We start from the raw sequence: 25,697 nt of genomic DNA, 5'->3' as shown, positions 1-25,697 counted from the left end.
CATGGAGCGTCACCAATGCATAAAGCCTATTTCTCATCCCTCATCTTCGCCTTCCTCACCAGCCTTTCGCTAGCCACCACAGCCGCACCCTCCACCAAACCCGAAACCCCGACCCCCATCGCCACCCAAATGACCAAGGTCGACCAAACCACCAAAGTCAGCCTCAACTCCGCCGACGCTGAAACCCTGCGCCGCGACCTCTTCGGTATCGGCGCCGCCAAAGCCAAGGCCATCATCTCCTACCGCGAAACCAACGGCCCCTTCACGGCGATAGATGAGTTACTGGAAGTAAAGGGAATCGGCAAGGCCCTACTGGAAAAGAACCGCGACAGGCTTGAGGTGAAATAAGAACCTGAAAAACAGGCGAGAAGGCCGGTCATCCACCGGCTTTCTTTTGCTCAACAACCTCTGCCTTCAAGCTCCCCCGCACCACATCTAGAATCCGTGTCGCCAACTCGGCACTCTCCACACTTCTCGCCAACACCAGCGCCCCCACCAGCGTCGACATCAGCACCAGGCTTTGCTCCCCGGCATTCGGGTTGCCAAGCGCCGTTTCAACCTGCTTGAGTCGAGCATTGAGGACTTCATCCGTGGTGCGGCTGTGCTGCCCGCGCAACCCCATCTCCGAAGACATCGTTGTCAGCGGGCACCCTTCATGCGGCGAGGTCTGATGCCACTCCGAGAGATAACTGTCGATAAACGCTTCCAGCGGCCGTTCCTGGCTGAATAGCATTGCGCAATGCGCATCCAGTTCTGCAGCCGCCGCCTGTAACGCCTTCTCCACCAACTCATCCTTGGACTTGAAGTGCGCATAAAACCCGCCATGCGTCAGGTTCAGCGCTTTCATCAGTGGCTGCAAACCGGTCGCACCAATGCCGTCACGGCGAAAGCGTACCGAGGCCTCCTTGATGATGCGCCGGTGGGTTTGGGCTTTGTGGTCTTGTGAATAGCGCATGGGAAGGCCTCCGAAACATAAGGCCATATTAACCAAGCTTGGCGGGGCATAGGCGGGTGTTTACAAAATTGTGCGGCTCAACGGGGAGCCGCTTCAGCCTCAACGATCCTGCGCATCCTTGGCATCCGCTTGGGCATTTCGTTCTGCCACGCGCTTGCGTTGTTCATCGGTCAATTCAACCTTGTTGGCGCTGTCTCGCAGCATCAGCAAACCACCGACGATCGAACCGATCGCGACCACTAATATCAACCAGGCATACCACGGCATAGGGCTCTCCTTGAGGCAGCAAACCGTGGGGAAATTTCCCACGGTAATGACTGCTTTGAGTAACGGGCTTTCTTAGTAGTTCATTGTAGGCCCGTTCGGCCCCGGTAACCTTATAGCCCGGTCAACATCGCATCTGCCGGTGCATCGGCGCGGTCTTGCGCGGTCAGTTGGAAGTACACGAACCCCACCACCATGAAACCCAGGGAGATCAGCCCGATCAGCGCGTTGAACCACGCCATCGCCACCAGGCATACCACGGCCAGTACCAGTGCAATCCCCGGCACGATCGGATAGCCCGGTGCGCGGAACGTGCGTTCCAGCAGCGGTTCGGTCTTACGCAGTTTGAACAGGCTGAGCATGCTCATGATGTACATGACGATGGCGCCGAATACGGCCATGGTGATCATTGCGGCGGTCAGAGTCATGCCACCCAGGTTGATCAGTCCATCGCTGTAGATGGCGGCGATGCCGACGATGCCGCCGGCGATGATTGCGCGGTGCGGCGTCTGAAAGCGCGACAGTTTGGCCAGGAAAGAGGGCAGGTAGCCCGCGCGCGCCAGGGCGAAGAATTGGCGGGAGTAACCGAGGATGATCCCGTGGAAGCTGGCCACCAGGCCGAACAGGCCGATCCACACGAGCATGTGCAGCCAGCCCGAGCTGTCGCCGACTACGGTTTTCATCGCCTGGGGCAGGGGGTCGTTGATGTTTGACAGGGTGCGCCAGTCGCCGACGCCGCCGGCAAAGAACATTACGCCCATCGCCAGCACTACCAGGGTCAGGATGCCGCTGATGTAGGCTTTTGGAATGGTGCGCTTGGGATCTTTCGCTTCTTCGGCGGCCATGGCGGCGCCTTCGATGGCGAGGAAGAACCAGATGGCAAATGGAATCGCCGCGAACATTCCGGCAATCGCCGGCGCGCCGAAAGTGTCGGAGCCGGCCCAGCCGTTCAGGGCGAAGTTGCTGAAGCTGAACGCGGGGGCGACTACGCCCATGAACACCAGCAACTCGGCGACGGCAAGCACGCATACCACCAGTTCAAAGGTCGCCGCCAGCTTCACGCCGAGGATGTTCAGGCCCATGAATACAATGTAAGCGCCGACGGCCGCGTGTTTCGGATCAAGGGCCGGGAACTGCACATTCAAGTAGGCGCCGATGGCCAGGGCGATAGCGGGCGGGGCGAACACGAATTCAATCAGCGTCGCCAACCCGGCAATTAATCCGCCTTTCTCACCAAACGCCCGGCGGCTGTAGGCAAACGGGCCGCCAGCGTGGGGAATTGCGGTGGTCAGTTCGGTGAAGCTGAATATAAAGCAGGTGTACATGGCGGCGACCATCAATGAGGTCACCAGGAAGCCCAGTGTTCCTGCCACGCCCCAGCCATAGCTCCAGCCGAAATATTCCCCGGAAATCACCAGCCCGACGGCGATGCCCCACAAATGCAGGGTGCCCAAGGTGGGTTTGAGTTGTGTGTTCATCGTGTAGCACTCCCTGAACGGTTTGGAATGTTTCAGGGCATTGCAGCGGACATGCCATTCATCAATGCCATGTCGTAAAGACGCCGAACTGTCGCCGAGGGGACGGTTTGGCGTTTGAATGCGCCCTGGGCCTGCACCAGATAAGGGCGCTGCCTACAGGAAACGCTCACAAATCCGCCTGTAAACCCCGCATAAACCCACTCTTTACGCCGTCTTTACGCCCCACCCATACCGTCGCTCTCGTTCCTTTACGCCACTCCTGCGGACAATCCTCCTACACGCGGCAGTCGCCGCACGACGGAGAAACTTCCATGAGCGTTCTGGACGGGGTGTCACTGCTGTTGGCTGTGGCGCTGTTCATTTATCTGCTGGTTGCGCTGTTACGCGCGGATCGGAACTAGGAGCAGGCTATGCACAGTTATGACTATTGGCTGATCATCGCCTTCTTTGCCTTGGTGCTGATTCCGGCACCGGCCCTGGGGCGGTTCTACTACAAGGTAATGGAAGGGCAGCGAACCTGGCTCACGCCGGTGTTCGGCCCGGTCGAGCGCGTTTGCTATCGCCTCTCGGGTGTCGATGCAGACCAGGAACAGAGCTGGCAGAAATACGCGCTGGCCTTGCTTGCCTTCAACTTTGCGGGTTTCTTGCTGCTGTTCGCGTTTTTGCTGTTCCAGCAGTATCTGCCGCTGAACCCGCAGAAATTGCCGGGGCTGGAATGGACCCTGGCGTTTAACACCGCGATCAGTTTCATGACCAACACCAACTGGCAGAACTACAGTGGTGAAGCGTCCCTGAGCTACCTCAGCCAGATGGCTGGCCTCACCGTGCAGAACTTCGTCAGTGCGGCCACCGGTCTCGCGGTACTCGTCGCGTTGTGCCGTGGGATCGGTCGCAAATCCACCAAGACTTTAGGTAACTTCTGGGTCGACATGACCCGCGCTACGCTCTACGGCCTGCTGCCGATGTGCCTGGTGTTTGCATTGTTCCTGGTCTGGCAGGGCGTACCACAAACCTTCGCGCACTATGTGAGCGCGGTAACCATGCAGGGTGTTGACCAGGTGATCCCACTGGGCCCGGCCGCCAGCCAGATTGCGATCAAGCAATTGGGCACCAACGGCGGTGGCTTCTTCGGTGTCAACTCGGCGCATCCATTTGAAGACCCGACTGCCTGGGCCAACCTGTTTGAGCTGGGCGCGATCATCCTGATTCCGGTCGCGCTGGTGTTCACCTTTGGCCACTACGTGAAAGACCTGCGTCAGAGCCGGGCGATCCTCGGTTGCATGCTGGCCTTGTTCATCATCGGCGGCGCTACCGCGATGTGGGCCGAGTACCAGCCCAACCCGGCGCTGAACAACCCGGCGGTTGAACAGGCCGCGCCGCAGGAAGGTAAAGAAGCGCGCTTCGGCACCACCGGTACCGTGTTGTGGTCGGTGGCTACGACCGCCGCGTCCAACGGTTCGGTCAACGGCATGCAAGACAGCCTCAACCCTCTGAGTGGGATGGTCTCGCTGGTCAACATGATGGTCGGCGAAGTGATCTTCGGCGGCGTCGGTGCCGGCATGTACGGCATGTTGCTTAACGTGTTGATCGCGGTATTCCTCGCCGGCTTGATGATTGGCCGTACACCGGAATACCTCGGCAAGAAACTCCAGGCCAAGGAAGTGCAGTTGCTGGTCGTGACCTTGCTGGTGATGCCGGTCGGCACCCTGGTGCTGGGCGCCATCGCCGCCAGCCTGCCTGGCCCGGCTGGCGCCATCAGTAACCCTGGCCCCCACGGTTTCAGTCAGTTGCTGTACGCCTACACCTCGGCCAGTGCGAACAACGGTTCGGCGTTCGGCGGTTTCAGCGCCAACACCACATTCCACAACCTGATGATGAGCCTGTCGATGTTGCTTGGCCGCTTCGGCTACATCCTCCCGGTACTGGCCCTGGCCGGCAGCCTGGCGATGAAGAAGACCGCACCGATTGGCCAGAACAGCTTCCCGACCCACGGCCCGCTGTTTGTGACCCTGTTGACCGTGACCATTTTGCTGGTGGGCGGCCTGACCTTCCTGCCGACGCTGGCACTGGGCCCAATTGCTGAACATTTGAGCATGGCTGCTTTTTAAATGAAGAGCCTAGGGGATATGAAAATGAACTTGCCTGCAAAAAACGCGGCTCCCGTCAAAACCCAGGAGCCGGCCAAAACCGCAATGTCGGCCCTGTGGCGCCCGGCGCTGGTCCAGGCCTTCGTCAAGCTGGACCCGCGCCAGCTGCAACGTTCGCCGGTGATGCTGGTGGTCGAACTGACCGCGATCCTCACCACCCTCCTGTGCTTCGTGCCGGATGTTGCCGTACCGACCTACGTCGCCGTGCAAATCGCCGTGTGGCTGTGGTTCACCGTGCTGTTCGCCAACTTCGCCGAAGCCTTGGCTGAAGGTCGCGGCAAGGCCCGCGCCGACAGCCTCAAGGCTGGTAGCGAGGGCCTCAGCGCCCGCCGCAAGGAAACCGACGGCAGCTTCAAAGTCGTACCGGCCACCAGCCTGCGCAAAGGTGATGTGGTACGTGTGGCCGCTGGGGAAATGATCCCGGGTGACGGCGAAGTCATCGAAGGGATTGCCGCGGTCAACGAAGCGGCGATCACCGGCGAATCGGCTCCGGTTATCCGCGAATCCGGCGGCGACCGTTCGGCCGTCACCGGCAACACCCGCCTGGTTTCGGACTGGTTGATGATCCGCATCACCGCCAACCCGGGCGAGTCGACCCTGGACCGCATGATTGCCCTGGTGGAAGGCGCCAAACGCCAGAAAACCCCCAACGAAGTCGCGCTGGATATCCTGCTGATCGGCCTGACGCTGATCTTCCTGCTGGTGGTGGTGACCCTGCAGCCGTTCGCCCACTTCGCCAATGGCAACCTGCCGCTGGTGTTCCTGGTGGCGCTGTTGGTCACGCTGATTCCGACCACCATCGGCGGCCTGTTGTCGGCCATCGGTATTGCCGGTATGGACCGCCTGGTGCGCCTCAACGTGATCGCCAAATCCGGTCGCGCGGTGGAAGCGGCGGGGGACGTGCACGTGCTGTTGCTGGACAAGACCGGTACCATCACCTTCGGTAACCGTCGCTGCACCAACGTGATCGCTGCGCCCGGTGTCAGCGGCAAGGAGCTGGCCGAAGGCGCACTGCTGGCGTCCCTGGCGGACGACACGGCCGAAGGTAAATCCATCGTCGAGTACCTGCGTGGCCAGCACCCGCAAGCCGAGCCATCGACCGATGATTTGACCTCCGTACCGTTCAGCGCGGAAACCCGCCTGTCCGGCGTCGACTACCAGGGCCGTGTGTTCCGCAAAGGTGCCGTGGATTCGCTGCTGGCCTTTATCGGCCTGCAACGCCGCGACCTGCAACCGGCGCTGTCCCGGGAAATCGACAAGATCGCCCAGAGCGGCGGCACGCCGTTGCTGGTGTGTGCCGACGGCAAATTGCTTGGCGCGATTCACCTCAAGGACGTGGTCAAGCCTGGCATTCGTGAACGTTTCGCCGAGTTGCGCAAGCTGGGGATCCGCACCGTGATGGTGACCGGTGACAACCCGCTGACCGCTGCTGCGATTGCCGCTGAAGCCGGTGTGGATGACGTGCTCGCCGAAGCGACTCCAGAGAAAAAGCTGGCACGCATTCGTCACGAACAGAACGACGGTCGCCTGGTTGCGATGTGCGGCGACGGTGCCAACGACGCCCCCGCGCTGGCCCAGGCGGACGTCGGCATGGCGATGAACGACGGCACTCAAGCTGCCCGTGAAGCGGCCAACATGGTCGACCTCGACAGCGACCCGACCAAGCTGCTGGACGTGGTGCAGATCGGCAAGGAATTGCTGGTGACCCGTGGCGCACTGACGACGTTCTCTATCGCCAACGACGTGGCCAAGTACTTCGCGATCCTGCCGGCGCTGTTTGCCTCGATCTACCCGCAACTGGGCGTGCTAAACGTGATGCACCTGCAAAGCCCGCAAAGCGCGATCCTCTCGGCCATTGTGTTCAACGCGCTGATCATTGTGGTGCTGATCCCGCTGGCACTGCGCGGTGTGCGCGTACAGGCGGCGAGTGCGGCGGCATTGCTGCGTCGCAACCTGCTGATCTACGGCCTGGGCGGGATTCTGGTGCCGTTCGTGGGCATCAAGGCGATCGACATGCTGTTGACCGCGCTGCACCTGGTTTGACCCGATGCCTGCAGGCGCCGGCAAACCGGTGCCTGCAGGTTGCAATAACCGAATTGAGGAATTTGAAATGTCCAACATTATCCGCCCGGCCCTGAGCCTGCTGGTGTTGATGACCCTGATCACCGGCGTGGCCTATCCCCTGGTTGTCACTGGCGTGGCGCAAGTCGCGTTCCCAGACCAAGCCAACGGCAGCCTGGTACACGATGCCAGCGGCAAGGTTCGCGGTTCGAGCCTGATCGCCCAGGATTTCACCGGTGACGGCTGGTTCCACCCACGGCCATCTGCCGGCGCGTTTGCGACGGTTTCCAGCAGCGCCAGCAACCTCGGCCCAAGCAACCCGGCCTTGGCTACCCGCGTATTCGACGACGCCAACAAGCTGCTGGTACCCGGTCAGGGGCCGGTGCCGATAGCAATGCTGACTACCTCCGGCAGCGGTCTTGATCCACACTTGCCACCACAAGCGATTGCCTATCAACTGGCTCGGGTAGCAGCCGCGCGTAATCTGCCGGTGGCGACCCTGGAGCGCTTGATGGACGAGCACATCGAAAGCCCGTTGGTGGGCCCGCCGGTGGTGAACGTGCTGGCGTTGAATATGGCCCTGGAAAAACTGTAAACCGTGGCGCCGCTTTCGCAAGCAAGCCCACTCCCACATTCGACTGAGTTTCACCTTTGGAATGCGGTCAAATGTGGGAGCGGGCTTGCTCGCGAAGGCGGACTCAAGAAACCCACATCAACACCTGAAGGAAGCCCGCCCGCATGAGCGACTCCGGCCGCGCCGATGCCCTGTTAGCCGATCTACCCCGGGACGGCCGTGGCCGGCTCAAAGTCTTCCTCGGCGCCGCGCCCGGCGTGGGCAAGACCTACGCCATGCTCCAGGCCGCTCACACCCAGCTGCGCCAGGGCGTGCGGCTGATCGCCGGCGTGGTGGAAACCCACGGCCGCGCCGAGACCGAAGCCTTGCTCAGCGGCCTGCCACAACAGCCGCTGCTGCGCTCCGAATACCGCGGCGTGATGCTGGAGGAAATGGACCTCGACGGCCTGCTCGCCGCCAAGCCCAAACTGGTGCTGGTGGACGAACTGGCCCACAGCAACGCCCCCGGCAGCCGCCACGAAAAACGCTGGCAAGACATCCAGGAATTGCTCTCTGCCGGCATCAACGTTTTCACCACGGTCAACGTCCAGCACCTGGAAAGTCTCAACGACCAGGTGCGCGGCATCACCGGCGTGCAAGTGCGCGAGACCTTGCCTGACTGGGTCTTGCAGGAAGCCGATGAGCTGCTGCTGATCGACCTTCCATCCCGCGAATTGCTGGAGCGTCTGCGTGACGGCAAGGTCTACGTGCCGGAACAGGCCCGCGCCGCCATCGATGCGTTCTTCACCCAGACCAACCTCATGGCCCTGCGCGAGCTGGCGATGCAAACCGCTGCGGCCCACGTCGACGATGATTTGGCCCAGGGTTATCGCCAACTGGGCCAAGCCGCACCCGCCGTGCGTGGCCGGTTGTTGGTGGGCGTGGATGGCGATGCCCAGGCCGAACGCCTGGTGCGTCATGCCAGCCGTGTGGCCCAGCGTCGGCATTTGCCGTGGAGCCTGGTGCATGTGGATAACGGACGGGTGCGGGATGAACAATCGCGCCTGCGCCTGCAAAACGCCCAGCAACTGGCCGAGCGTCTTGGCGGCGAAGTGGTGCTGCTGCGGGCGGGGGAGGTGGCGAAGACGCTGATCCAGCACGCGGCCGAGCGTCGTGCCAGCTTGATCCTGGTGGGGCAATCCCGGCCGCGTTGGCATCGCACCGTGTTTTGGGGTGGCTTGGCCTCACGCTTGCTGCGCAATGCCCGGGGCCTGGAAATCAACGTCCTCGACAGCGACGAAGTGCCGGCCCCGCCGCGCCTGCCGGATGTGCGTGGGCTGGTGTGGTTTGACTATGCCCTGGCGGTGGTCGCGACGGTCATCGCCGCCGCCGTGGCGTGGGGCGTATCGAGCGTTCTGCCGTTGCCCAATATCTCGCTGGTGTTCCTCGCAGCGGTATTGCTGGTGGCAGTGCGCAGTAGCCTGGGCCCGGCGCTGGCCACGGCGGCACTCTCGTTTTTGACCTACGACTTCCTGTTTATCCCGCCGAATTTCTCCTTCGCCATCCAGCGTGAAGAGGACGTGCTGACGCTGTTGTTCTTTCTGCTGATGGCCGCGCTCACCGGCAACCTGGCCGCGCGCCAGCGTCGGCAGTTGCAGGCGTTGCGCGATACCCAGGAAGAGACCAGCGAATTGCTCGACCTGTCCCGCAAGCTCACCGCCGCCACCGATCGCCAGGCGGTGATCAGTGCCGCCGCGCATCACCTGGAAGGCTGGAGCGACCTGCAACTGTGCCTGCTCAACCGCGACGGCCAGGGCGACTGGAAGGTCGAGACCGGCGGGCCGATCACCTTCACCGAAGCCGAGCGCGCCGCCGCCGATTGGGCCTGGCAGCACGATCAACCAGCCGGCATGGGCACCGGCACCTTGCCGTTCGGGCGCTGGTGGTGGTGGCCGTTGTCCGGCGAAGAAGGCCCGTTGGGCCTGCTGGGTGTCAGCCCGAAAGCCGGGCTTGAACTGAGCGGCCAACGCCGTCGCCTGCTCACCGCCTTGAGTCAGCCATTGGCTCAAGCCCTGGCCCGTGCGCAGCTCGGCCAGGAACTGGAAGCGGCACGCCTGCACGGTGAAACCGAGCAATTGCGCAGCGCCTTGCTGGCCTCCGTGTCTCACGATTTGCGCACACCGCTGACCTCCATGCGCGGCAGCATCGACAGCCTGCTGGCCCTCGGCGAAGCGATTCCCCTGGAAGATCGCCGGGAGCTGCTGGAAGGCACCCGCGATGAGGCCGAGCGCCTGGATCGCTACATCCAGAACCTGCTGGACATGACTCGCCTGGGCCACGGTGCGCTGAAGCTGGCGCGGGATTGGGTCTCACCCGGCGATATCGTCGGCAGTTCCCTTGGCCGTTTGCGCGCGGTGCTGGCGCCGCTGCAAGTGACCACCGACGTGCCGCCCGAACTGCCGTTGTTGTACGTGCATGCGGCCTTGATCGAGCAGGCGCTGGTCAACGTACTGGAAAACGCCGCACGCTTCTCACCGCCACAAGGCCGCCTGCAACTCAGTGCTGGTGTGCAGGATAATCAATTGTTCTTTGCGGTCGCCGATGAAGGCCCGGGCATTCCCGAGGAGGAGCGGGCGAAGATTTTCGACATGTTCTACACCGCCGCCAGAGGTGATCGTGGCGGGCAGGGCACCGGGCTCGGCCTGGCGATCTGCCAGGGCATGGTCGGTGCGCACGGCGGGCATATCAGCGTGGCCGAGGGCATCGAAGGTCGCGGTACCTGCATCACTTTATTCCTGCCATTGCAGACCCAGCCTGGCCTGGAAAGCGAACTGTAGGATCGAGGGGGCGCCTGGCGCTTGCTCGCGAAGATCGTTAACGATGATGATGGTGTTCTGAGTTAACGCGCAGCCCTTGCGTTTTTCGCGAGCAAGCTCGCTCCTACAATGAAATGTTTCTTCACGGATTTTGATTGGACACCATGAGCCAGACTGCGACGATTTTGGTCATTGACGACGAACCGCAGATCCGCAAGTTCTTGCGTATCAGCCTGGCCTCCCAGGGCTACAAAGTGATCGAGGCCGGCACCGGCAACGAAGGCCTGGCCCAGGCCGCCTTGAGTAAACCGGACCTGCTGGTGCTCGACCTCGGCCTGCCGGACATGGACGGCCAGCAAGTGCTGCGCGAGTTTCGTGAATGGTCCACGGTGCCGGTGCTGGTGCTGTCGGTACGTGCCAGCGAAGTGCAAAAGGTCGAGGCGCTGGATAACGGCGCCAACGACTACGTGACCAAGCCGTTTGGCATCCAGGAGTTTCTTGCGCGGGTACGGGCGTTGTTGCGCCAGGCGCCGGCGGGGGAGGCACAGGAAGCGGCATTGCGGTTTGGCCCGCTGACGGTAGACCTGGCTTATCGGCGGGTGCTGCTGGACGGTGTCGAAGTGGCGCTGACCCGCAAGGAATACGCGGTGCTGGCGCAACTGGCGCGGCATCCCGGGCGGGTGATCACCCAGCAGCAACTGCTCAAGGATATCTGGGGCCCGACCCATACCGAAGACAGCCATTACCTGCGGATTGTGGTGGGGCATCTGCGCCAGAAACTGGCGGATGATCCGACTCAGCCACGGTTTATCGTGACTGAGGCCGGTGTGGGCTATCGGTTGTTGAACACCGAGGCCTGAAGCGTTAGCTCAACCTGTGGCGAGGGAGCTTGCTCCCGTTGGGCTGCGCAGCAGCCCCAAAATCCCGGGAGCGCTTCGCACTCCAGCGGGAGCAAGCTCCCTCGCCACAAAAGCCCTGCTTATAAAACCTCAGTGTTGCTCACTCTCATACCGATCCAGCGTATCGCTGGCGATCTCCCTGCCCAGCGCGATCAACTCCGGCGCTTTGTAAAACTCGAAAAACCGGCACACCCGCTTCGGCACGTTGATCAGAATATCCGGCGGGTAACCGGCGATCTTGTACTGCGCCAATGACGTCTGCATCACCTCGAAGCTCTGGTTGATCAGGTCCAGCAGCGACGCCGGCCCCACGTTATCGATGATGAACGAGCCGGTCGCCGACTTTGGCGCCCCGGCCTTTTCCGGTGCCGCCGCCGGTTGTTGCGCCTCGGGTTCGGCAGAGTCCAGCCACGGGTTGATATCGGCGGCCTGGGCCAGCAGCGCTTCCTGTTCCAGCATCAATAATTGTTCGGCCTGCTTGCGTCGAAACGGCAAGTGCGAACCCAGTGAACGCACCAGGTTATCGAAGCGGCTCCTGAACGCCGGCGGACGCTGAATCACCGGGAGCGTGTAGTGCTTCTGGTTGGTGGAGTTGAGGTTGACCGCGATGATCAGGTCGCAATGGCTCGACACCACTGGCACGATCGGCAGCGGGTTGAGCAGGCCGCCGTCCACCAGCATGCGGTTGCCCTGCATCACCGGTGTGAACAGGCTGGGAATCGCCGCCGAGGCGCGCATGGCCTGGTGCAGGCAGCCTTCCTGGAACCAGATTTCCTGCTGGTTGGTCAGGTCGGTGGCCACGGCGGTGTAGGGAATGCGCAGGTCTTCGATATTGATCTCGCCGACGATCTTGCGGATCTGCCCAAAGACCTTTTCGCCACGAATCGCCCCCAAGCGAAAGCTCACATCGACCAGGCGCAGCACGTCCAGGTAGTCGAGGCTTTCGATCCAGTTTCGATACGCTTCCAGCTTGCCCGCGGCATAGATCCCACCCACCACCGCACCCATGGAGCAGCCGGCAATGCAGGCGATGTCGTAGCCGCGTTTTTCGATTTCCTCGATCACGCCGATATGGGCGTAGCCCCGGGCGCCACCGGACCCCAGCACCAATGCAACACGTTTGTTCATGACCTGATCCTTCGTAAAACAGGTACCCACAATGCACCCATCGAGGGGCGCGCTTCAATCATCACTGTCACAACCGATTATTTTCGCGAGCGGGCGATCATGCTCGGGTATGCTCTGGCAATCGGAGCTGCGGATTCAGGCAGTCGGATAAGGCACTTTTCTGTGTAGGCAACGTCTACAGCTGTGACTGTTTTTCTTTTCTTGAGGTGTCATTTGATGAAAGCCTGGATGTGTGTGCCTGTGATCGTGTTGGCCCTGGCCGGTTGTGCCGGGAAAACCGCTTATCGCGACAGCTGCGGCACGCAACTGGACGCGGCGTGGCACGAACTGGACCTGGCCAAGGCCGAAGGTTTTGCTGGCACCGTGAGTTACTCCAAGGCTCTGTCGTTGTTGACTGGCGCCAAGACCCAGCAGCAGTTCGAAGCCTTTGAAGGCTGCTCGACCAAGGCCGAGAAGGCCCGCTTCTACATTCGTGAGTCCCGTGCAGGGCGCTAACCCCGCATAGCAACTGTCGAGTGCAACGAGGCTGCATCAGCGGCCTCAAGCTCACAGAAGTCTAATCATTGAGGAGGAAAGGATGTCAGCCTTGGTCGATCAGCTAGTCGCTCAGGTCATTGGCCTGGAAGTAGGGTTACTGAACTGCCAGGCGCGCCTCGCCGCCGTCACGGACGACGAGGCCCTGCATGATCTGCGCACCACCGTGCGGCGCTTGCGCAGCCTGTTGCGACCATTGCGCGGGTTGCCCGGTGTCGAGCAACTCGAGGCGGCCGCCAGTGCCGTCGGCCAACTGACCACGCCGTTTCGTGACCGTGAAGTGTTGGCGGCCTACCTCCACCAGCACGGCCATCACGAGGCGGCTGAGCGGCGTATGCGGCAGCAGCCGGCCACCTACCGCTCGGTTGCACAAGCGCCGGAGCTGGCGCAACTGCTGCTGATCCTCGATGCATTCCCCCGTTTTATCCGCGCCTCCCAACGGCAGAAGTTGCTTAAGGGCCTGAGCACGCGCATTGAAAAACGCCTGGCCAAGCAATGGAAAAACCTCGGCGAGGCGCTGCGCGATCCCAACCATGACCGTCATCGCCTGCGCCTGTTGATCAAGCGTGTGCGTTATGCCGCCGAGGCTTATCCGCAGCTGAACAAGCTGCCGGCCAAAGCCGTGTCCCGTCTCAAGGCGGCCCAAGGCGCCCTTGGCGATTGGCACGACTGCTGGCAATGGCTGGCGCAAGCCGGGCACGAGCCTGATTTGCAGCCGTGCGTGACCGGCTGGCACCGCACCATGGCCGAGGCCGAAGGGCAAGCGGACCGGGTGCTGGACAAGTTGAGCGCCGACTGCTTCGCGTGATTGCGCGGCCTTTCTGTCCGGACTTTTGGCTGGAATAGGTGCTGTGTGGCGCAGGCCGGGTGGTTAAGATCCCTCAATCCTTTCTTCAAGTTGAGATCGCCATGCGCTTTAGTGATTTGCTCGACGCTGCCCGCAGCCACCCGCTGGACGTCTCGGTCCCGGCCGAATGGGCCCAGGGCCGCGCCACCTTTGGCGGGCTGGTCGTGGCGTTGGAGTACGAAGCCCTGCGTGCGCAGGTCCCGGCGGATCGCCCGCTGCGTTCGCTGGCGATTACCTTTGTCGGCCCGGTGGCGCCGGATGTGTCTGCCCGCTACGAAGTCGAAGTGCTGCGCGAAGGCAAGGCCGTCAGCCAATTGCTGGGCCGTGTGGTGCAGAACGGCGAAACGATGACCCTGGTGCAGGCCAGCTTCGGCGCGTCGCGGCCATCGCAGATCGACGTCGCCGCGGAACCTGCGCCCACTTTCAAACACTGGGACGAATGCCAGGAGTTGCCCTACATAAAAGGCGTAACGCCGGAATTCATGCGGCACCTGGCGATGCGCTGGAGCGTGGGCGGCCTGCCGTTCACCGGCAATAAATCCCGTGAGATGGGCGGTTGGGTGCGCTTGCGTGGCGACGTGAAAGAAGAACCGCTGACCGAGGCGCATATCCTCGCGCTGGTGGATGCGTGGCCACCTGCGGTGTTGCCGCACCTGACACAACCCGCACCGGGCAGCACCCTGACCTGGACCATCGAATTCGTCCAGCCGTTGCAAACCCTCAGCACCCTGGACTGGTGCCAATACCGGGTCCACATCGAGCATGCCCGCGACGGGTACGGCCATGCGGCTGCGCAGCTGTGGAGCCCTGACGGCCAGTTGATTGCTATCAGTCGCCAATCGGTGGTGGTGTTCGCCTGAGCCCTCAGACCAACAGGTGTTGATCGTTGGAGGCATCGCTGGCGCGTGCCTCCAGGCTGCGACCGTGATGCTGCAGCGCCAGTGCGGCCAGAATGCCGACAACACCGATGGCCACACTCGCCAGGTTCTCGCTGAATACCCCGGAGACCATCAACAGAAAACCGATCACCAACAGTGGCAGCGCAAGCAGCTGCAGCACTTGATTGGTTGCATGCTGATGATTCTGCGGTTGGGTGCGCCATTGCCAGGCGGGGAGATTCGGATGACGTTTGCCCATGATCGTGATTCCTCTGTCCGTTGAAACATCTTGAACAAAGTGTAGGACGGGCAGGGCGGGGCGGCGAATCAAGGATGGCTATGGGGGCCATAGCCTTTCATTCGGGTTTACAGCTTCAATTGTCCGATGGCCTTGCTCAGTTCCCCGGCCAGGGTCGCCAGCTGATTGCTGGTGGTGGCCGAGTCCACGGTTTGTTGCACGGTGTTCTCGGTGACGTCACGGATGCTCACCACCGCCCGATTCATCTCCTCGGCCACGTGGCTTTGCTGTTCGGCCGCCACGGCAATCTGCGTATTGCTCTCGCGCATCTGCGCCACGGCTCCGGTGATTTCAGCGAGGGCGATCCCGGCCTCTTGCGCCTGTTGCACGCAGTCGTCGGCCTTGAACGAGCTTTCCTGCATAAAGTCCACCGCGTCCCGGGTGCCGGCTTGCAGGGCGGACACCATACGGGTGATTTCATCAGTGGAACTCTGCACCCGCTTGGCCAGGTTGCGCACTTCGTCGGCGACCACGGCAAACCCCCGACCCATTTCGCCCGCCCGCGCCGCTTCGATGGCGGCGTTGAGGGCCAGCAGGTTGGTCTGTTCGGCGATGCTGTGAATCACCCCGACCACACTGTTGATTTTCTGGCTGTCCTCGGCCAGTTTCTGGATCATTTCGGCGGTCTGCTGCACGCCGGTAGACAGCCCGGCAATCGAGCGCTGCACCCGGCTGACCACTTCCTGGCCGCTGCCGGCGAGGGTGTCGGCAGTCTGGGACAGGTCGCGGGTGGCGCCGGCATGCTGGGCGATATGGTAGACGGTGGCGGTCATCTCGTTGATCGCGGTGGCGGCCTGGTCGGTTTCGCTTTGCTGGCCGAGCATGCCGTGTTGCACCTCGTTCATACTGCTGGCCAGGCGTGCGGCACCGTCGTCCAGTTGCTTGGCGGTGCGCGCGACGGTGTTGACCACGCGCTGATAACCCGCTTGCATCGCGTTAAAGGCAGTAGCCATCTGCCCGACCTCGTCTTTACAAGCCAGGGGCACGCGGGCCGAGAGGTCGCCGGTTTTTTCGACGTGCAGCATCACGTCTTTCAAGGTGTTGAGCTGGCTGAGCAGAAAGCGGATCAGCAGCTGTGAGGCGCCGAGCATGGCCAGCATCAGAATCATCACCGCCACGGCGTAATTCGCGAACCGTTCTTCGAACACTTGGCTCAAGCTGGGTCCGTAGGCCAGCACGGCGACCTGCTGGCCGTCTGCACGAGCGATCACTTCGGCGCCCATCAGCGGGTTTTCGCCAAACAACGGCATGTGATTGAAGTCCACCCAGCCACTGGCGGTGGCCAGGGCTGACAGATCCTCGTCGCCCAGTTGTGGGACTTTGCCCTTGGCATAGGTCAGCCAGTGCTCGCCCTTAGGCAGCGGTTGGCCGGCCGGCCAGGCACTGAGCAAGTGCGCCTGGGCTTGCGCCGAAGCCTGGGAGGCCTGGCTGCGGGCCTGTTGTTCGAGCTGCACGGCGTACAACACCAGCAGCAACGTAGTGATGAAGGCGACCGCGTTTACGGCCCAGAATTTGTATTTAAGCGAGATGTTGCTAAGCCAGGCACCCATGGAAGGTTTTCTCTGATAGCGGAAACAGCATTGGCAAGGTGCCATTATTGTGCCGCTATCGAGGCGCCGGGTTTTGATGTGGGTCAATGAGCCGCGTCAATCCGGCACAGGCAATCCAAAAAAGGCCCGGGCGCAGGCGGTGCTGTGTTGCGCCAGGTCTTCCACGGTTTCTTCGCGGTGCAAGGCGACTTCCCGCAGGACTTCCGGCAAATAGGCGGGTTCGTTGCGCCCGTTTTTCGGCTTGGGTCGCAAGGTGCGTGGCAGCAGGTAGGGCGCATCGCTTTCCAGCATCAGACGTCCACGGGGAATTTCCCTGACCAGCGGATGCAGGTGCGTCCCACGGCGCTCGTCGCAGATCCAGCCGGTAATGCCGATGTGCAGGTCCAGGTCGAGGTAGCTGAATAAAGCACGCTGCTCGCCGGTGAAGCAGTGCACCACGGCAGCCGACAGGTGATCGCGGTAGTCCCGCAGGATTTCCAGCAGGCGCTGGTTGGCGTCACGCTCATGAAGAAAAACCGGGAGTTTCAGTTCCACGGCCAGGGCCAGGTGTTCTTCGAGGACTTTTTCCTGCTGGGGGCGCGGCGAGAAATCCCGGTTGAAATCCAGCCCGCATTCACCCACCGCCCGCACACGACTTTCCTTGAGCAGACCGCGCAGGCGCCTGGCGCTTTCGGCATTCCAGTCACTGGCGGAGTGGGGGTGGATACCGGCAGTGGCGAACAGGCGTTGACCGCTTTCGTCCAGTTGTTCGCACAGTTCCAGGGCCTGTTCACTGCCATCGACACTGGTGCCGGTGAGCACCAATTGGCTCACCCCGGCGGCGTAGGCACGGTCGAGAACGGCCTGGTGCTTTTCGTCGAAACTTGGGTTGGTCAGGTTGACGCCGATATCAATGAGTTGCATGGTGCTACCTCCGCCTGCGGTCGGAAAGCATATCAGAGCTGTAGATTTATAAGAAAAGCCAAGAACTACAACGAGTTAAAGCTGTCTTTGAAAGTCGCAAGTAACACCGTGTTTGGTTTGTCGCCATCTGCCGTGCCACCCTTGCGCCCAAAGCCTGCGCTCATGGCGCTCTGTTTCTGTCCCCCAACGCCTCGTTTTTCGCGAAGCAATGGGCAGTATTCTTTCTTCCGGAGAGCGGATGATCCGACCCTCGGCGTTGCTTGTGTTGTGCCTGACGTTACTGCTGCCCATCGCGGCGGTTGCGCGTCTGGACGGCCCGCTGGAGGTGATCAAGCCCGGCAAGGTCCGGGATCTTGCGCAGATCCGCAGCAGCCGCACCTTGCGGGTGTTGGTCAACCAGAGTCGCAACAGTTCCGGTGAAGTCCAGGGCCAGGCCATCGGTGTTGAATACCACCGCCTGCGCGCTTTCGAGCAATACCTCAACGGTCACGCCCGTGACGGTGAAGAGATCAACCTCAAAATTATTCCCAAAGCCAAGGATCAACTGATTGGCGCATTGGCCCGTGGCGAGGGCGACCTGGTAGCCCCCGGCGAATTGCTAGACGTGAAGGCCGCCCACAAGATTGCCGCCAGCGACCCGATAGCCAGCGATGTGTCGTTGTGGCTGGTAGGGCTCAAGGGCGAGCGGCGGTTTACCAAGCTTGAGCAATTGTCCGGGCGCACGCTGGCCTTGACCACGGGCAGTGCCGCGTCGGACGCGATCAATCAGGTCAACCAGAAGCTGGCGCTGCACAAGTTGCCGCCGGTGAAGGTGGAATGGGTCGACCCCAGCCTGGCAGTGGAAGATGTGCTGGAGATGGTCCAGGCCGGGATTTTTCACCTGACGATTGTCGAGCGACCGATTGCCGAGCGCTGGGCGAAGATCCTGCCCAAGCTGCGGTTTGACCGGCAAGTAGCCATCAGCGAGCCGGGTGAAGAATATTGGTTTGTGCGCCAGGATGCTTCGATGCTGCGGGCCAGCATTGACCGTTTCCTCAAGACCTACCACACCCCGTCCGACCAGGACGTGGCATTCCAGCGTATCTACCGCCGCCTGTATCAAGTGCGTTATCCGCTGGCCCGTGCCGATCGACAGCGCCTGGAAAAACTGCGCCCAGTGCTGCAAAAGCATGCCCGTGAGCAGGGCATGGATTGGCTGAACCTGGCCGCGCTGGCGTTCAAGGAGTCTGCCCTCGACCCCGGCGCCAGAAGCAGTGGCGGCCCCACGGGGCTGATGCAGATCACGCCATCGGCGGCCCAGCGGGTTGGGGTCAATAACATCGAGAGCCTGGACAGCAATGTGCAGGCGGGCGCGCGGTACCTGGCGATGATCCGGCGCAAGTTTTTCTCAAGCCCCAAGCTCAACGAACGCGAGCGCATGGCGTTTGTGCTGGCGGCCTACAACATGGGGCCGGAGCGGGTCCAGGGAATGCGTGCCGAAGCGCGGCGGCGCGGGCTTAACCCAAACCAATGGTTTTTCCAGGTCGAGCGCATTGCCATGGAGCAGGTGGGGATGGGTGGCGTCAGCTATGTTAATAGCGTGAACAAGTATTACCTGGCGTTTGATCGGGAACGGGAGTCGTTGGAGCCTGCAGCGCCGCGAGTCGCCTCTCGTAAATAATCTATTAATTAGATTGTTATTAGCCGTTTTATCGGCTTTTATCATTGCTTAAACTGATTAATATAGCGGCCAACCAACCCCTACATCGAAAAGGATTATCAGCATGAGCCCATTGATCACCCGCATCCTCTCCACCCGCGCCGGCTACGGCCTGACGGTTCTGCGGATTTTTGTCGGGATCATTTTCGCCGCCCACGGTTCGCAGAAGCTCTTTGGCTGGTTTGGCGGTGGCGGTCTGGCGGGCACTGCCCAGTGGATGGAAAGCATCGGCCTGGCGCCGGGTACCTTGATGGCGCTGTTGTCGGGTGGTACCGAGTTCTTCGCCGGGCTGGCGCTGATCATCGGCTTGCTGGCGCGGCCTGCGGCGTTGGGCTTGTCGATCATTTCCCTGGTGGCGATTTTCTCGGTGCATATCCACAACGGTTTGTTCATGGCCAACAACGGTTACGAGTTCGCCCTGGCGTTGCTGGGCGGTACGCTGGCGGTCTTGTCGGAAGGTGCTGGCAAATTGTCTGCCGACCGCGCCATCATTCACTGATACCGCGTAAACCCCTTCAAAGGCCCGCCCCGTGCGGGCCTTTTCGTTGCTCGGGATTCTTGACACCGCCCTACAGGCTTCTCTAGGATGTTGCCCATGCGCCGATTTAAACAGCTAATTGCGGGGCGCCACGGGTGACTGATCACAGTCCCGACAGAAGCCAGAGCCATGGGCCAGCTTCGAAATTCCGCTAAAGCGCTGGTTCGGTGTTGCCTCTCACCTGCCCGCAGACTTTTGAGGCAGAGACACGACACGATGAATGCACTACGCCCCGTTATACGCCTAGCCCCGATCACCGCGGACCTTACCCAACGCAATCCGAAAATCCTCTTGGGCGGCAAGCACCAGCCGACGCTACTGCGTTATCTGGATGGTTGGCCACGCCGCACGGGGCGACCTTCAGCCTTTTTGATCCAGTTCGTCGAAGACGGCGACTCCCTTGCGCGCTTTGCGTCCAACAGCTTTGACTTGGCCGTTATTCAAGCCCCCAGTGCCAGCGACGCGGGCGAAGTCATACGCCAGTTGACCCGGATTGCCCGACAAGGGCTGATAGCCCGGCGTTGAATTCTCAGTGAAATGCCGCTGGAGGCAGGTACTGGCGACGGCGGCGCAGCAGGAAGATACCCCACGCAATCAAGCACAGTATCAGCGGTACAGGCAGGATATTGAGCAGCTTCACGTTGCGCTCCAACGCGTGAACCTGGGCATATGACTGAACCTTCAGCGCGTGAATTTCCATCGGTATTCGCAAACGCTCCTTGTTGAGCGCTTGCAGCAATACGTCGGAGGTTACCGCCTGAGCGCCTGGAGAAAGCGTTCGGGGGGTCAGCAATTGCCATTCCTTTTCCGTTTGCTCCAGGCGTTGCGCCCGTTCCGCGGACTTTTCCTGGAAGGCCCGTGCCGCGTCTTCGCGCATCGCCCTTAACACCTGCAGTGATCGACCGCCACCTGCGCGGGGGCGAATGTTCATCAGGGTGTCAGGCGCCGCCAGGTTATCCAGGGTATTCAAGACAAACATGGCGTTATCTGACGAGGGATCACTCGGCGCATCGTTGTCATGAAGCATTCCGGCCACACGATCGCTGAGCAGATCAGTGTCCGCGACCACGACCACATGAATGTGCGCAGACTTTTGCAAGCCGGGTTCACCCCCGCTGATCCCGTCAGGAAAGACGGAGTAGGCGGGCCCCTCGACGCGTGCGGCGATCACCTGGTGCTGACCACGAGCGGCGGCTTCATTGATCAGAGAATCGAACTGCGCCGGCAGGGCAAAACGCTCAGCATTAAACAGGGCCGCTTGCCCGGAGCTTTGCAGCAGCGGGGTGAAGGTCATGCGGCTTTTCTTGGTGGGCGCCAGCGCACCGCTGCTCAAGACATTGACGCTGTGGAGTTTCCAGGTGCTTAAGTCATCCTGTGTCATCGTCTGGCGGGACAAGGACAACGCAGCGGGATGGCGCACCGCCGGCTGACCTGTGGTCATGATCACTTGAGTGGCGTAGTCATGATCGGCGATTACCTTATCCGCGGTCATCTGGATGCCCCAGGCGGTCAGCAATGCTTCCAGCCTGGGGTTTTCCGGGGCGGTGGCGCTGGGCTCCAGCCCGGCAAGCGGGTCGATAAACATCATCAGCTTGCCGGCGCCCAATACAAACTGATCGATCGCGTACAGGGTTTGCTCAGGCAGTTTGCCGGGGTGCACCACCATCAAGGTTCTGATGTGTTCGGGGATTTTCTCGATGCCTGGCTCCAGGCTCACGAGATTGAATTGGCGGCGCATCGCCTGCAATGACTGCCAAGGAGGCGTATTCACGCCGCTGCGCTCATCCCGTTCGCCGTCCATTGGCAGCAGGGTTATCAGGCCTATCACCGGCTGCTCCGGGTGGAGCACTTTATGAAGCAAATGGCTGATCTCATAGTCCAGCAGCGACTCCCGGGCCAGGCTGAACGCCTCGATACTATGTGGCCCATGACCCGCGCTGGTACCGACCAAGCCGAAGAATCCTTGTTGGGCGTCAAGCCCCAGTAACCGCGCCTTGTACTCATCTTCCGAAAAAGGCTTGGGGTCGATGAGGTGCAGGTTGATTTTGCCCTTTGCCGCTTTTTCATACTCCTTGAGCAACAACTCCACCCGTTTACCGTAGCTTTTCACGGCATTGGATTTTTGCGGAGGGTGGCTTGAGTTGAAAAAATACAGATCAACCGGTTGCTCCAGTGAAGCGAGCAGTGTCCGTACAGGGTCGGACAATGTATGAATTTTATGTTCTGAGAAATCAAACCGCACAGTTGGAAGTTTAAGCGCCCATACCAGATTAAAAGCGAGAAAGAGTAATAGCAGGATGCTAATTGTGATGCTGGCACTTAATGGCGATCTCATCGTAGCGTGTCCTTCTCAAGCGTTTCTGACATTCAGGGCAATGGTCGTCATGGCAAGAAAGGCGACGATTATGCTGATGAAGTACAAACTGTCTTGAAGAGCCAGTACCCCTTGGTCAATAGCGTCAAAGCGCGTTGACGGGCTCAGGGAGATGATACGGTCAACGAGCCAGATCGGTGCTTGATGTTCTATGGTGTCAAGTAGAGAAGAAAGTCCGCTGGCGACCAGCAGCAGACAAAGTGTTACTGTAAATATGATCAGACGATGGTGCGTCAGTGCGCAGATAAAACCGCCCACCGACAGATAACTTCCAGCCAATAGCCAACTTCCCAAGTATTGGGACGCAATGACGGTGTTATCCGGATTTCCAAAATAGTTGACGGTGATGACGATTGGAAAGGTCAATAGCAAGGCAATGCCAGAAACAAGCCAGGCCGCCAAAAACTTTCCGATAACCATTTCGAAACCAGTGACGGGTAGGGTTTTCATGAAGCCCATGGAGCCGGCCGTGTGCTCGTCTGCCCAAAGTTGAGTGGAAAGCACAGGGGTCAACAGCAAGTAAAGCCATGGGTGTAACTGGAAGAATCCGTGCAAGTCGACGCTGCTTTGTTCCAAAAGTTGGCTTGTATGAAAGCCAAATGCAGCGGCGGCTGTCAGGAAAACTGCAGTGCTCAGGTAGGTGACGGGGGCCGAAAAATAACTGGCAAGTTGACGCTTGATGATCACCGGTAAAAGTTTCAAATCGATGCCTCCTGGCGCATGTGATGGATAACGTCATCCAGGCGTCCGGGCTCCAGTTTCAGGGCATTGATTTTCCAGCGGCGGTGAGTGATCAGTGCGTTGATATGGGGGTAAATGGTTTGCCCCGGCATGGCGAGTACGGTCACTGTGCCGGGCATCTCGTGGTCTTCCTCGATGCCGGCGACCCCGGGCAATACCGCCAGGGCCAGTAGGTCCAGCGGCGTGTCAGCGGCAAGGGTGACTGCCTGGTAATGACGGGAACTGCGCTGCAGTTCGGGCAGGGGCATGTCTGCCACTAATCGGCCGTTGGCGATCACCAATGCCCGGTTGCAAATGCTGGCCAGTTCTTCGGGCATTCGGGACGCGACAATAATCGTCATTTCGTCGTTCAGCGACTTGATGAGCATTCTGACCTTGTGTTTTTGCTCGGCATTCAGACCTTCCGTTGGCTCATCGAGCAACAGCAGTCTGGGGTCATGCAGGATTGCCTGGGCGATGGCTACTTTGCGTTTCAACCCTGCCGGGAGGGTATCGACCGGGCATTTGAGTATCCGCCCCAGTTCAAGCCGTGCGACTGCGCGGTCAATCATCTTGCGTTTTTCCGCGCCGCGGAATCCGCGTATGCCGGCAATAAAACCGAGAAAGCCCGTTACACTCATTGCGCCATGACTCAGACATTCTGGCTGGTAGCCCGTGACTTTCTTTGCGTGGAGTGTATTGAGGGTAATATCGTGACCGAATACTTTTATATGGCCTGAAGAGGGGAGAATCGAGCTTGCTAGCATTTTGATGAGAGTTGTTTTTCCCGCACCATCATTTCCAAACAGTCCCAGGCATTCCTGAGGTTGGGCACTAAATGAAAAGTCCTGGATGATAGCTTTCCCGCCCATCTTTTTTGTCAGGCTCGTTATCTCGATCATTATGCTTTTCTACTGGATGGATATGGCAAGGCTCGGTTAAGTCGAAGCCTCGATTAACCTGCATGAGCGGCAGGTTGTGATTGGTCGAAAAGTCAAAATTTGAAATATTTTTGTTGTGCGCGTGTCCGGTGTCTTACATTTTAAAAAATGGTACGTTCAATAGGCGGTCTTGGAAACATTAAGGGGGCTGAATAAGATAAGTCCTACGTGTCAAGCTATGTCTCGCTGAAACAATTGTTAGGCATTTGATGCTTTAATTACTGTCGTTGTTTATTTGGCGTGTATTTGAAGTTCTGCCAATTTGAAATGGAGCCTGAACGTCATGCTGCTTCTACGTACCCTTGTTCTAGAACAATCCGGGCATGATGCGCCGGTCAACGGTGCACTGCTGTGTGGTTTTGCGGTGGCTCAGATCGCTTCGAACTTCCTTGCTTATAGTCTGGATGAAGAGACAGAGCCCGGTAGTTCACGGGTATACATCGCAGCGCTGCGCAAAAAATCCGAACGGTACTTTCTGGGGGCGATAGATTCCAAGGAAGACCTGCAAACCGCGACCCGTGTCTTCAAGCAAATCCTGACGCTTGCCGCTGCGCCCGGGACCAAATCCGCAAGTGCCGGCGAGGCCCACATTCCTTATCATTTCGTTGATCTGAAAGGCTGCAAGTTGCCCCCCGCCAGGCCTGAGGATCATCACTCGTTGACGATCAAGAAATCTCTTGTGATGAAGGTCATTACCCTGGGAACGTCGGCGCCCGGTTTGCCCGCCATCGAAAGCAATTCATTGATTGTCCCGTCGATTCGTTTCTCCTCAAGGATGATTTCTCCTCAGAGGGCCGCGGACCCTGCGGAGCCTGCACCGCCAGTGTCCGAACCGGTGCCACAGGCACCCGCGGATACGTTCGAGATAACCGAGCCACTGATTGCGCCACCGATCGAGCCGGTAGTCGCCGCGCCACCGCCACCGCCACCGCAGGCACCGGCAACGCCGCAGCCTGAACCCGCCCGGCATGAAGCGCCCTCATTGTTCGAGGTGGACACTACGCTGGCCAATCTTTCCCGACTGGCGCAAGAGTTGACACAACAAAAGCTCGGCGTGCTCAAGCAGGAGGAAGCACTTGAGCAGTTACGTCTCGAGCTGCGCCAGGAAAAGGTCGAGGTTGAGCAGGAGAGTCAACGGAGTGCCGAGAGAGTTGCCGAAAAAGAGGCCTCCCTGGAACTGTTGACCCGCACGCTGACGACCCGGGAGGAGCATCTGGCGGATTGCTCGGCGTTAAACCAGGCAGAGCAGCGTCGAATGGACGAGCGTGCGCGCGGCCTGGAGAGCGAGGAAGCCCAGGTGCACAACCGTGAACGGGCGGTTAGTCAAAAAGAGCAACAACTGACGGCGACTCTGTCTCAGTTGCCTATCCTGCGGGAAAACCTGAGTGCCGCGTTTCAAACCCTGGACGAGTCTCTTGCACGGCTGAGTGAGTTAGCACACAGCCAGCCTGTAAGTCGCCTACTCCAGTCGGATGCAGATTGACGCTGATTGCTGGAATCCATCGGCGGGTCTGGCTACTTTCCTGTGTTCATTTATCATCGACCTCCACCGCTGACATTGAGCGTCAAATGCGTTGTGCCTGATGCGGCAGCGGGTCTGAACATTGGAACTTCCAGGGGATGTAGAGCTTTTGAGCACTAAGCTGATTACCAAAGAAGGTCATGAAGCCCTGAAAAAGGAGCTTGATTACCTGTGGCGAGAAAAGCGTCCTGATACCACCCGTAAAGTCACGTGGGCCGCCTCCCTTGGAGACCGGAGCGAAAACGCCGACTACCAGTACAACAAGAAACTGCTGCGGGAAATTGATCGCCGGGTGCGCTATTTGCGCAAGCGCCTGGAAGACATGCGCGTGGTGGAGTACATGCCGGAGCAGGAAGGCAAGGTGTTCTTCGGTGCCTGGGTGGAGATTGAAAACGAACAGGGCGAGACCAAGCGCTTTCGCATCGTGGGTTACGATGAGATCTATGAACGCATGGACTACATCTCCATCGATTCACCCATGGCCCGCGCGTTGCTGCGCAAAGAGGTGGATGACGAGGCACTCGTGCAGACCCCGAGCGGCGAAGTGTGCTGGTGGATCACTGCCATCGAATATGTGAAGTAACAACGGATG

At 60.2% G+C, this 25,697-nt stretch carries 24 protein-coding genes and 1 pseudogene; 15 read left to right on the top strand and 10 right to left on the bottom strand.

What is annotated here, in order from left to right:
* Positions 1–15: 15 nt before the first annotated feature.
* Positions 16–348, top strand: coding sequence for a ComEA family DNA-binding protein (locus tag HBJ59_RS01345; RefSeq protein ID WP_167662572.1), 333 nt, complete (start codon positions 16–18; stop codon positions 346–348).
* A 28-nt stretch (positions 349–376) separates the two neighbouring features.
* Here the strand turns inward: HBJ59_RS01345 and HBJ59_RS01340 are convergent, their stop codons facing one another.
* The 3 genes from HBJ59_RS01340 to eat form a co-directional block, all read right to left on the bottom strand.
* The gene (locus HBJ59_RS01340) at positions 377–955 is read right to left on the bottom strand and encodes a TetR/AcrR family transcriptional regulator (RefSeq protein ID WP_167662571.1); all 579 of its coding nucleotides are present in this window, start codon (positions 953–955) and stop codon (positions 377–379) included.
* A gap of 99 nt (positions 956–1,054) precedes the next feature.
* Positions 1,055–1,222, bottom strand: a complete 168-nt coding sequence (locus tag HBJ59_RS01335; protein WP_008437727.1) for a DUF2897 family protein — start codon at positions 1,220–1,222, stop codon at positions 1,055–1,057.
* A gap of 110 nt (positions 1,223–1,332) precedes the next feature.
* The gene (gene eat, locus HBJ59_RS01330) at positions 1,333–2,697 is read right to left on the bottom strand and encodes an ethanolamine permease (protein WP_167662570.1); all 1,365 of its coding nucleotides are present in this window, start codon (positions 2,695–2,697) and stop codon (positions 1,333–1,335) included.
* A gap of 311 nt (positions 2,698–3,008) precedes the next feature.
* On the opposite strand from eat, the gene kdpF reads away from it, so the two are divergent.
* The 6 genes from kdpF (at position 3,009) to HBJ59_RS01300 (ending at position 11,134) form a co-directional block, all read left to right on the top strand.
* Positions 3,009–3,098 (top strand): K(+)-transporting ATPase subunit F, encoded by a 90-nt coding sequence (gene kdpF / locus HBJ59_RS01325; RefSeq protein WP_003218754.1) that lies wholly within the window; start codon positions 3,009–3,011, stop codon positions 3,096–3,098.
* 9 nt (positions 3,099–3,107) lie between these two features.
* Positions 3,108–4,805 carry a potassium-transporting ATPase subunit KdpA gene (gene kdpA, locus HBJ59_RS01320; RefSeq protein WP_076017314.1) on the top strand — a complete coding sequence of 566 codons (1,698 nt, stop codon included), beginning with the start codon at positions 3,108–3,110 and terminating at the stop codon, positions 4,803–4,805.
* A gap of 24 nt (positions 4,806–4,829) precedes the next feature.
* Positions 4,830–6,887, top strand: a complete 2,058-nt coding sequence (gene kdpB / locus HBJ59_RS01315; protein ID WP_178124238.1) for a potassium-transporting ATPase subunit KdpB — start codon at positions 4,830–4,832, stop codon at positions 6,885–6,887.
* Between the two features lie 67 nt (positions 6,888–6,954).
* A complete protein-coding gene (kdpC, locus tag HBJ59_RS01310; protein WP_076017316.1) occupies positions 6,955–7,500 on the top strand; it encodes a potassium-transporting ATPase subunit KdpC in 546 nt (181 codons plus the stop codon).
* Positions 7,501–7,643: 143 nt separating this feature from the next.
* A complete protein-coding gene (locus tag HBJ59_RS01305) occupies positions 7,644–10,295 on the top strand; it encodes a sensor histidine kinase KdpD (RefSeq protein ID WP_167662568.1) in 2,652 nt (883 codons plus the stop codon).
* Positions 10,296–10,438: 143 nt separating this feature from the next.
* Complete coding sequence (locus HBJ59_RS01300; protein ID WP_003218747.1) at positions 10,439–11,134, top strand: response regulator; 696 nt, start codon at positions 10,439–10,441, stop codon at positions 11,132–11,134.
* 129 nt (positions 11,135–11,263) lie between these two features.
* Here HBJ59_RS01300 and HBJ59_RS01295 read toward each other — a convergent pair whose 3' ends face one another.
* Positions 11,264–12,301: a patatin-like phospholipase family protein gene (locus HBJ59_RS01295; RefSeq protein WP_076017318.1), complete on the bottom strand. Its 1,038-nt coding sequence runs from the start codon at positions 12,299–12,301 to the stop codon at positions 11,264–11,266.
* Positions 12,302–12,517: 216 nt separating this feature from the next.
* Between HBJ59_RS01295 and HBJ59_RS01290 the strand changes: the two genes are divergently transcribed.
* The 3 genes from HBJ59_RS01290 to HBJ59_RS01280 all read left to right on the top strand — a co-directional run bounded on the left by HBJ59_RS01290 (position 12,518) and on the right by HBJ59_RS01280 (position 14,542).
* Positions 12,518–12,796 (top strand): hypothetical protein, encoded by a 279-nt coding sequence (locus tag HBJ59_RS01290; protein ID WP_003218744.1) that lies wholly within the window; start codon positions 12,518–12,520, stop codon positions 12,794–12,796.
* 82 nt (positions 12,797–12,878) lie between these two features.
* Positions 12,879–13,643 (top strand): CHAD domain-containing protein, encoded by a 765-nt coding sequence (locus tag HBJ59_RS01285; protein ID WP_167662567.1) that lies wholly within the window; start codon positions 12,879–12,881, stop codon positions 13,641–13,643.
* Between the two features lie 101 nt (positions 13,644–13,744).
* Entirely contained in the window at positions 13,745–14,542 is a 798-nt protein-coding gene (locus tag HBJ59_RS01280) for an acyl-CoA thioesterase II (RefSeq protein ID WP_167662566.1), read from the top strand.
* Positions 14,543–14,561: 19 nt separating this feature from the next.
* Here HBJ59_RS01280 and HBJ59_RS01275 read toward each other — a convergent pair.
* From HBJ59_RS01275 to HBJ59_RS01265, 3 genes and pseudogenes are all read right to left on the bottom strand, one after another.
* Positions 14,562–14,819 (bottom strand): annotated as a pseudogene (locus tag HBJ59_RS01275) (terminase); the annotation flags it as partial.
* Between the two features lie 107 nt (positions 14,820–14,926).
* The gene (locus HBJ59_RS01270; RefSeq protein WP_076017322.1) at positions 14,927–16,408 is read right to left on the bottom strand and encodes a methyl-accepting chemotaxis protein; all 1,482 of its coding nucleotides are present in this window, start codon (positions 16,406–16,408) and stop codon (positions 14,927–14,929) included.
* A 96-nt stretch (positions 16,409–16,504) separates the two neighbouring features.
* Complete coding sequence (locus HBJ59_RS01265; protein ID WP_076017323.1) at positions 16,505–17,311, bottom strand: TatD family hydrolase; 807 nt, start codon at positions 17,309–17,311, stop codon at positions 16,505–16,507.
* A 238-nt stretch (positions 17,312–17,549) separates the two neighbouring features.
* Between HBJ59_RS01265 and HBJ59_RS01260 the strand changes: the two genes are divergently transcribed.
* The 3 genes from HBJ59_RS01260 (at position 17,550) to HBJ59_RS01250 (ending at position 20,073) form a co-directional block, all read left to right on the top strand.
* The gene (locus HBJ59_RS01260) at positions 17,550–18,971 is read left to right on the top strand and encodes a transglycosylase SLT domain-containing protein (RefSeq protein ID WP_076017324.1); all 1,422 of its coding nucleotides are present in this window, start codon (positions 17,550–17,552) and stop codon (positions 18,969–18,971) included.
* Between the two features lie 103 nt (positions 18,972–19,074).
* On the top strand, positions 19,075–19,509 hold the full coding sequence (locus HBJ59_RS01255) for a DoxX family protein (protein ID WP_167662564.1): 435 nt from the start codon (positions 19,075–19,077) through the stop codon (positions 19,507–19,509).
* Positions 19,510–19,764: 255 nt separating this feature from the next.
* Entirely contained in the window at positions 19,765–20,073 is a 309-nt protein-coding gene (locus tag HBJ59_RS01250; RefSeq protein ID WP_076017326.1) for a hypothetical protein, read from the top strand.
* A gap of 4 nt (positions 20,074–20,077) precedes the next feature.
* On the opposite strand, the gene HBJ59_RS01245 is transcribed toward HBJ59_RS01250, so the two are convergent.
* From HBJ59_RS01245 to HBJ59_RS01235, 3 genes are read right to left on the bottom strand one after another with little or no spacing between them, the layout of a single operon-like run.
* Positions 20,078–21,883 (bottom strand): Gldg family protein, encoded by a 1,806-nt coding sequence (locus HBJ59_RS01245; RefSeq protein WP_167662563.1) that lies wholly within the window; start codon positions 21,881–21,883, stop codon positions 20,078–20,080.
* Positions 21,884–21,898: 15 nt separating this feature from the next.
* On the bottom strand, positions 21,899–22,624 hold the full coding sequence (locus HBJ59_RS01240) for an ABC transporter permease (RefSeq protein ID WP_167662562.1): 726 nt from the start codon (positions 22,622–22,624) through the stop codon (positions 21,899–21,901).
* Positions 22,621–23,544, bottom strand: a complete 924-nt coding sequence (locus HBJ59_RS01235) for an ABC transporter ATP-binding protein (RefSeq protein ID WP_076017329.1) — start codon at positions 23,542–23,544, stop codon at positions 22,621–22,623. The genes HBJ59_RS01240 and HBJ59_RS01235 overlap by 4 nt, the downstream gene beginning before the upstream one ends.
* A gap of 322 nt (positions 23,545–23,866) precedes the next feature.
* Here HBJ59_RS01235 and HBJ59_RS01230 point away from each other — a divergent pair, with 322 nt between their 5' ends.
* On the top strand, positions 23,867–25,066 hold the full coding sequence (locus HBJ59_RS01230; RefSeq protein WP_167662561.1) for a hypothetical protein: 1,200 nt from the start codon (positions 23,867–23,869) through the stop codon (positions 25,064–25,066).
* Between the two features lie 148 nt (positions 25,067–25,214).
* Positions 25,215–25,688 (top strand): transcription elongation factor GreB, encoded by a 474-nt coding sequence (greB, locus tag HBJ59_RS01225; protein ID WP_008437752.1) that lies wholly within the window; start codon positions 25,215–25,217, stop codon positions 25,686–25,688.
* Positions 25,689–25,697 lie beyond the last annotated feature (9 nt).

It is taken from the genome of Pseudomonas sp. AN3A02, assembly GCF_011765255.1.
Lineage (GTDB): Bacteria > Pseudomonadota > Gammaproteobacteria > Pseudomonadales > Pseudomonadaceae > Aquipseudomonas.
Note: the sequence above shows the minus strand (reverse complement) of the source record. Positions and strands in the feature narration are given on the sequence as shown.